This window comes from Leptolyngbya sp. FACHB-36, assembly GCF_014695955.1.
GTDB lineage: Bacteria > Cyanobacteriota > Cyanobacteriia > Leptolyngbyales > Leptolyngbyaceae > FACHB-36.
This window is the reverse complement of sequence record NZ_JACJPG010000606.1, coordinates 1-6,364: the sequence shown is the minus strand read 5'-3', so window position 1 is coordinate 6,364 and position 6,364 is coordinate 1. Positions and strand designations below refer to the sequence as shown.

7 protein-coding genes are annotated in these 6,364 nt (G+C 53.0%); 3 read left to right on the top strand and 4 right to left on the bottom strand.

All coding sequences use genetic code 11. From position 1 onward, the window contains the following. Positions 1-369 precede the first annotated feature (369 nt). The gene (locus H6F43_RS18180; RefSeq protein WP_190344125.1) at positions 370-1,053 is read left to right on the top strand and encodes a response regulator transcription factor; all 684 of its coding nucleotides are present in this window, start codon (positions 370-372) and stop codon (positions 1,051-1,053) included. A gap of 3 nt (positions 1,054-1,056) precedes the next feature. Here H6F43_RS18180 and H6F43_RS18175 read toward each other — a convergent pair whose 3' ends face one another. The 4 genes from H6F43_RS18175 to murC form a co-directional block, all read right to left on the bottom strand. Then, positions 1,057-1,542: a low molecular weight protein-tyrosine-phosphatase gene (locus tag H6F43_RS18175; protein ID WP_190344124.1), complete on the bottom strand. Its 486-nt coding sequence runs from the start codon at positions 1,540-1,542 to the stop codon at positions 1,057-1,059. A 4-nt stretch (positions 1,543-1,546) separates the two neighbouring features. Next, positions 1,547-1,891: a YbaB/EbfC family nucleoid-associated protein gene (locus H6F43_RS18170; protein ID WP_190344123.1), complete on the bottom strand. Its 345-nt coding sequence runs from the start codon at positions 1,889-1,891 to the stop codon at positions 1,547-1,549. 120 nt (positions 1,892-2,011) lie between these two features. Further along, positions 2,012-3,016, bottom strand: a complete 1,005-nt coding sequence (murB, locus tag H6F43_RS18165; RefSeq protein WP_190344122.1) for a UDP-N-acetylmuramate dehydrogenase — start codon at positions 3,014-3,016, stop codon at positions 2,012-2,014. A 75-nt stretch (positions 3,017-3,091) separates the two neighbouring features. Continuing rightward, the gene (murC, locus tag H6F43_RS18160; RefSeq protein WP_190344121.1) at positions 3,092-4,630 is read right to left on the bottom strand and encodes a UDP-N-acetylmuramate--L-alanine ligase; all 1,539 of its coding nucleotides are present in this window, start codon (positions 4,628-4,630) and stop codon (positions 3,092-3,094) included. A gap of 394 nt (positions 4,631-5,024) precedes the next feature. On the opposite strand from murC, the gene nadD reads away from it, so the two are divergent. Continuing rightward, the gene (gene nadD / locus H6F43_RS18155; RefSeq protein ID WP_190344120.1) at positions 5,025-5,639 is read left to right on the top strand and encodes a nicotinate (nicotinamide) nucleotide adenylyltransferase; all 615 of its coding nucleotides are present in this window, start codon (positions 5,025-5,027) and stop codon (positions 5,637-5,639) included. Between the two features lie 192 nt (positions 5,640-5,831). Continuing rightward, positions 5,832-6,364, top strand: a 533-nt coding sequence (locus H6F43_RS18150) for a glyceraldehyde 3-phosphate dehydrogenase NAD-binding domain-containing protein (protein WP_347272435.1), incomplete at its 3' end; no start/stop codon positions are given.

Here is a 6,364-nt window from a genome sequence, read left to right as displayed (position 1 = left end):
TGAGCGCGAACGATCGTGGAGTCATTCTACACGGCAATCCTGGCGAACCTTCCAGCTTAAAGATCAGCCGCTAACCATTGCTGATCACGAAGCACCGTTTACACACTTTGCACACACTGTCACTAAACCTCAGTGTGTGCGCTACAGTAACCGTATAGCCGGAATTTACCCAGAACCTTACTCTGAGACTGGTGGTTTGGGTTGAGTTTTAAGCTGCTCGATCGCGCAACTTCCACAAGTAAGCAGCTGTTGTGACAAAGCGGTTGCCCTGTTGCGGAAACTGCATAAGTTGCGCTCTCAGACAGTACGGAGGGACACCATTTCCGCTATCGTTGACCTATTCCAAGGATTGAATCACCTGTTGTTTCTATGCCCCTAACCATTCTGGTTGCGGATGATGATTTGGGAACGCGCCTGTCTATCAGCGACTATTTAGAGGCGGTGGGCTACTCGGTGATTGCAGCAGAAAATGGGCGAGAAGCGCTCAAACTCGTCGAGGAATTTCAGCCTCATTTGCTCGTTGCCGATATTAACATGCCCCAGATGGACGGCTACGAACTGCTTAAGCACATCCGGCAGCGCCCCGCGTCTCGCCTGCTCCCGGTGGTGCTTTTGACTACGCGATCGCACACGCACGATCGTATTCTTGGCTATCAGGCGGGCTGTGATGTCTACCTGCCCAAGCCGTTTGAGCTACAGGAACTTGGAGCCGTGATCCGTAATTTATTGGAGCGGCTGCAAATTTTGGAAGCAGAATGGCGATCGACTAGAGACACGCGAAGTCAGGATACGGCTGTCACCTCTGGCAAGGCGACTGATATCCGCTCTGCCACACCTGACCCCGCCGATCTCGTGGCACTCAATTTAACTCAGCGGGAGCAAGACGTGCTGAAGGTTCTCACGACCGGACTCTCGAATATGCAGATCGGAGACCACCTGCATCTGAGCCCCCGCACGGTGGAAAAGTATGTCAGCAGCTTACTGAGAAAGACTGAAACCAACAATCGAGCCGAACTCGTGCGATTTGCGATCGAGCGTCGACTGGTGCAGTAACACTCACGGCTTGACGGGGATCTGCTTCACGACGTCGTCTAGCAGACCTTGGCACGCATCCAGCAGCAAATCAATCACCTGATTAAAGCCTTCGGTCCCGCCATAGTACGGATCAGGAACTTCCCGCAGCATGTGCTGTGTACAGAACTCACACATCAACCGCACCTTATTCCTGAATCGACCTGATGGATCGAGCGCACAAATCTCTGCATAGTTGTCGCGGTCCATCGCCAAAATCAAATCAAACCGCTCAAAGTCTGCCTTCGTGAATTGGCGTGCGCTACCTCGCAGCGCAATTTTACGCTGACTGGCTGCGCTCGTCATTCGGCGATCGGGCGGGCTACCGATGTGATAACTGGATGTTCCCGCCGAATCGCAGGTAATCTGCCCGCTCAAGCCTGCCTGCTCAATCAGGTGGTTCATAATATTCTCTGCCGCAGGAGAGCGGCAGATATTGCCAAGGCAGACAAACAGCAGCGTGTAGGGCATGGATTTAGAACCCGGGTAGATTCAGCCCGCCCGTCAGGTCCTCCATCTTCTGGCGCATCGTAGCAGTGGATTTGTTGTAAGCGTCCTTCATTGCCGCCGTCACGAGATCAGAGACGATCTCTGCTCCCTCGCCCAACGCTTCTGGGGTAATCACGACGCGCAGGGGCTCCTGGTTGCCCGTAAGGACAACCTTAACTGAGCCGCCGCCCGCTTCACCCTCAATTTCCATTTGCTCCAGTTCTTCCTGAAGCCGCTTGGCTCCTTCTTGGACCTGTTGAGCCTTTCTAAAAGCTTCCGTCAGTTCCTTCATTTTGCCGAGACCGAAGCCAAATCCTTGTCCCTGTGTCATAGCGCCTTTATAAGTTGTGAATAGAACGAAACAGCCAATCTCCTCATTATGCCACTGCTGATTTCGGCAGCGGCAGCTTCGGTGAATTTAATCAACGCTGCTCTCGCGATCGATCAAGCCTTAAGCCGTCTGAAAATCTCCCAAAATTTTGACCTCGGGTTCCAAGTAGAGCGACCAGCGCTGCTCAACTCGGCTCTGCACGTGCCGAATCAGTCGGAAAATGTCTGTTGCCGTAGCGCTGCCACAGTTAAGGATAAAGTTGGCGTGGCGCTGAGCGATTTGGGCACCACCAATTTGGTAGCCCTTGAGTCCAGCTTCTTCAATCAGCCAGCCTGCTTTGTAGCCAGCAGGATTGCGAAAAACGCTGCCGCAGCTAGGTAGATGGTAAGGCTGGGTAGAGCGGCGGTGATTGAGATGTTCGGAGGTCATTGCGGTAACTAGGCTGGGGTCCGCGCCCGGTTGCAGTTGAAACGTTGCCTGAGTCACTAGCCAGTTTTTGCCCTGCAAGCAGGAGGTGCGGTAGCGGTAGTCGAGTTCTGCCGCGCTAAATGTCCTAATGCTGCCATCGGGTAAGACAACCTCCGCACTCACGAGGGTTTCTGCTGTGCAGCCACCGTGAGCACCGGCATTCATCACGACTGCGCCGCCGACCGTACCTGGAATACCCACTGCCCACTCCAAGCCCTGCCAGCCACGCTCTGCTGCTTGCCATGCCAAGCGCGGCAGAGGTTCGCCTGCCCCAACGGTGACTCGTCCGGTTTCGCTGTCAAAGCAGCGATAGCGCAAGCGGCGAGTTCCCACAGTCAAACCAGACAGCCCACGATCGCTGATTAACAAATTTGATCCGGCTCCCAGCAGCGTCACAGAAACGCCTGCCGATCGTGCCCACTCAAAACAAGCCAGCAATTCGTCGAGTTGTTTAGGAGCCACGTACCAGTCAGCAGGACCCCCGACCCGAAACGACGTGAGCGTTGCTAAGGGAACCTGCGGCTTAATGAGACAGTCGGTACCAGAGAGTCGGATCGGCTGACGACTAGCCGATTCAGATCGATAGGTGAACGAGTCAGAACTCAAGTTAGAAAGTTTAAGCGTTGAGACCTTGGGGGGATCGTAGGAGAGGGTCATGGGAATAACGAATGAGATACCTGAAGCCAAACCGGATGCATGCTGCTTGCGACTGCTTGTAAGGGTAAAAGGTCATCAGGCTTGGTTACACCAGTCCTGCGACAAGCCTTGTTCAATGCATTCGTAATGCGCCATGACCTCAGGAATGAGTTGGTTGAGATTGCCTGCCCCAAGGAAGAGAGCAATATCTCCCGGAAGCAGCAGCTTAGTCAGGAGCTTGCCGATCGCCGCCAAGGATGGCTGATAGTACACAGCGGGATGATGGGCAGAAATTTCAGCAGCAACCTGCTCACCCGTTAGCGTGCCCAGATTGGCTTCGCCTGCACTATAGATATCAGAGACGACCACAACATCCGCATCCCCAAATGAAGCTGCAAATTCTGAGAGAAACGTTTGCGTGCGGCTATAGCGGTGGGGTTGGAAGATGGCAACGACGCGCCGACGCGCTGTTGCGCGGGGTCCCTTGGTCTGTAGCCGTGCAGCAGACAGCGTTGCCTGAACCTCGCTGGGATGATGGGCGTAGTCGTCTACAAACAGAATGCCGTTGTACTCACCGCGGTGCTCAAATCGACGGCGCGCTCCTTCAAACGTAGCGATCGCTTTGGAGATTGTCGCAAAGTCCAGTTTTAGCAAGCGACCCACGGCAACCGCGGCTAGCGCATTGCTAAGGTTGTGCTGTCCCAGTAGCTTGACATCCAATCGACCCAGGATCACGCCGCGTTCCCAGACTCGCGCCGTTGTGCCATCGGCTCGGTAGGTGACGCAGTCTACGGCGTAGTCGGCACCCGAATCTTTATCCAGGCTGTAGCTAATGGTGGGTTTGAGGCGATCGCGTACAGTCGGGCAGTCAATGCTGCCGATCAGAGTTTGACAGTGCTGCGCAAACGTCTGGAAGATATCGACCACTTCGTCGAGGGTGTGGTAGTGGTCGGGGTGATCGAGTTCGATATTAGTAATGATGCCGATCTGTGCAGAAAGCTTAACCAGCGATCCGTCGGACTCATCGGCTTCTGCCACCAAATGGGGACCATTGCCCACATAGGCATTGCCGCTCCAGGCATTCACTTCGCCGCCGACGACGATCGTGGGATCAAGTCCTGCTTGCAGCAGCAGGTAGCCGATCAGGCTGCTAGTCGTGGTTTTGCCGTGGGTTCCAGCCACGGCTATGCCCTGGTACTGCTGAATTAACGCTGCAAGAACATCAGAGCGATGAAAAATCGGGCAGCCCAGCTCGATCGCGGCTTGATACTCCGCATTCTCTAGATGAATTGCGGTTGAACAGATGACCTGAGGCAAATCGAACGATCGAGCTTCGAGAAGACTGCCTCGTCGAGAGTCCTCCGTATCAGGTAGTGTCGCTAAACTAACCGCCGCACTTCGGGATTCACGGACTAACTGTGGCGATCGAAAGAACTCCAGATTGCTGGCATCCTGGCTCCAAAAAATGTGGGCACCTTGCTCTTGCAACCGTTGAGTAATGTGGCTAAGACGAAGGTCTGATCCAGAAACAGGCAGATTTCGCTTAGCTAAAACATAGGCTAGGGCTGACATTCCAATTCCACCAATACCGATGAAATGGAACGGTCTACCGCTGAAATCCATTGAGTTCAGCATCTTCACTCCTTACAAACCACACACCACACCAATATCTCGCGCTATCATATCAGGGATTATCTTCTCGGTATAGAGTTTCTGTTAACGAAAATTACGCGGCTTTATTATTCGTTGCGCCCCGCTGAATTAGCGAAACGTTCCGAATGTTATACCACTGTTTTCGATTTCTTCACTCCATGTTTTGGTGAATAGTTGGCGAAACTTTATGATGCGTCGATCGCTCGCCTCTACCCCAAATCCCAAATCTTCTGGTAGTCACCGCTAATTAGTTACTACACACCGAGTTGCCCGGGTTTCCGAATTGTTTTTGAACGGTACATAAAACTTTGTGAACGAGTAGCACTCGATACTCGTTCACCGTTGCCATGGGAGACTCTTTGCGACGCAGGCAGCGATGGAGAAAATTGGAGTTTTTGGCGGTTCCTTTAATCCGGTCCATTGGGGACATCTGCTGATTGCTGAGACAGCACGGGATCAGTTTGCCCTCGATCGCGTGATCTGGGTTCCCACGCACCGTCCGCCGCACAAAGCCGGAGATGTAATTGCGTTCCATCACCGTCTAGAGATGGTGCAGCGATCCGTTTCAGATCATCCGGCGTTTACTGTTTCCGATTTGGATGCTCGGCAGCCAGATCAGTCGTATTCGATCGCTACCCTCAGAGCGCTGCAATCTCAATACACTGATGTCTGTTGGTATTGGATTGTCGGACTTGATGCATTTCAAAAGCTGCCCCAGTGGCGATCAAGTAATGACCTCGCGGCACAATGTATCTGGCTCGTTGCACCTCGCCGCGTTCCAAACGAAGCCACATTACTCCCAGCGATCAAGCAGGTTGCGGAGCGATTTGCCGTACAGTCAATTACGTTGCGCTGGCACTGGTTAGACATGCCAACTGTTGCATTCTCATCCAGTCTGATTCGCCACTATTGTCTGACTGGGCGATCGATCCGCTATTGCGTCCCAGAATCCGTCCGGTCTTATATTGCTATACAAAATCTGTATAAGTGAGTTAAAATACCTACTCAAGACATTAAGGTTTAGACCACGATCGCCAGACCACGATCGCTGAAGCAGCGTGCTCACCGCATGTGGGCGGCTCTTCGCTATTGGGAATGATCGAGTGATTGCACTCGATCCCTTACCGTCTTATGATCGGTTTGACTACCAGGAATCTATTTAGTAGACAGAGGGCAAGACGCAGTGATTAGAGTAGCGATTAACGGCTTCGGACGAATCGGACGTAACTTCATGCGGTGCTGGTTGGAGCGGGAGAACAGCCAACTTCAGATCGTTGCTATCAACGACACCTCTGATCCCAAAACAAATGCTCACCTGCTGAAGTATGACTCGATGATCGGCAAGTGTAACGCTGATATTCGTGCGGATGAAAACACCATTACCGTCAACGGGCACACCGTAAAATGTACGTCCGATCGTAACCCAGAAAATCTGCCCTGGAAGGATTGGGAAGTTGATCTCATTATTGAATCAACGGGCGTTTTCACCAGCCGCGATGGTGCGATGAAGCACGTCAAGGCGGGCGCGAAGAAAGTGTTGATCACAGCTCCAGGAAAGAACGATGACGGAACCTTTGTTGTGGGTGTGAATCACCTGAATTACGACCACGACAAGCACCAGATCATCAGCAACGCAAGCTGCACCACGAACTGCCTTGCCCCGGTCGCTAAAGTTCTCCACGAAAGCTTTGGCATCATCAAAGGCACCATGACCAC

Excerpts from the sequence above, each read along its gene's own strand:
- murB (WP_190344122.1), bottom strand. The coding sequence starts at position 3,016 with ATGACCCTCTCCTACGATCCCCCCAAGGTCTCAACGCTTAAACTTTCT.
- nadD (WP_190344120.1), top strand. The coding sequence starts at position 5,025 with ATGGAGAAAATTGGAGTTTTTGGCGGTTCCTTTAATCCGGTCCATTGG.
- H6F43_RS18175 (WP_190344124.1), bottom strand. The coding sequence starts at position 1,542 with ATGCCCTACACGCTGCTGTTTGTCTGCCTTGGCAATATCTGCCGCTCT.
- H6F43_RS18180 (WP_190344125.1), top strand. The coding sequence starts at position 370 with ATGCCCCTAACCATTCTGGTTGCGGATGATGATTTGGGAACGCGCCTG.
- H6F43_RS18170 (WP_190344123.1), bottom strand. The coding sequence starts at position 1,891 with ATGACACAGGGACAAGGATTTGGCTTCGGTCTCGGCAAAATGAAGGAA.
- murC (WP_190344121.1), bottom strand. The coding sequence starts at position 4,630 with ATGCTGAACTCAATGGATTTCAGCGGTAGACCGTTCCATTTCATCGGT.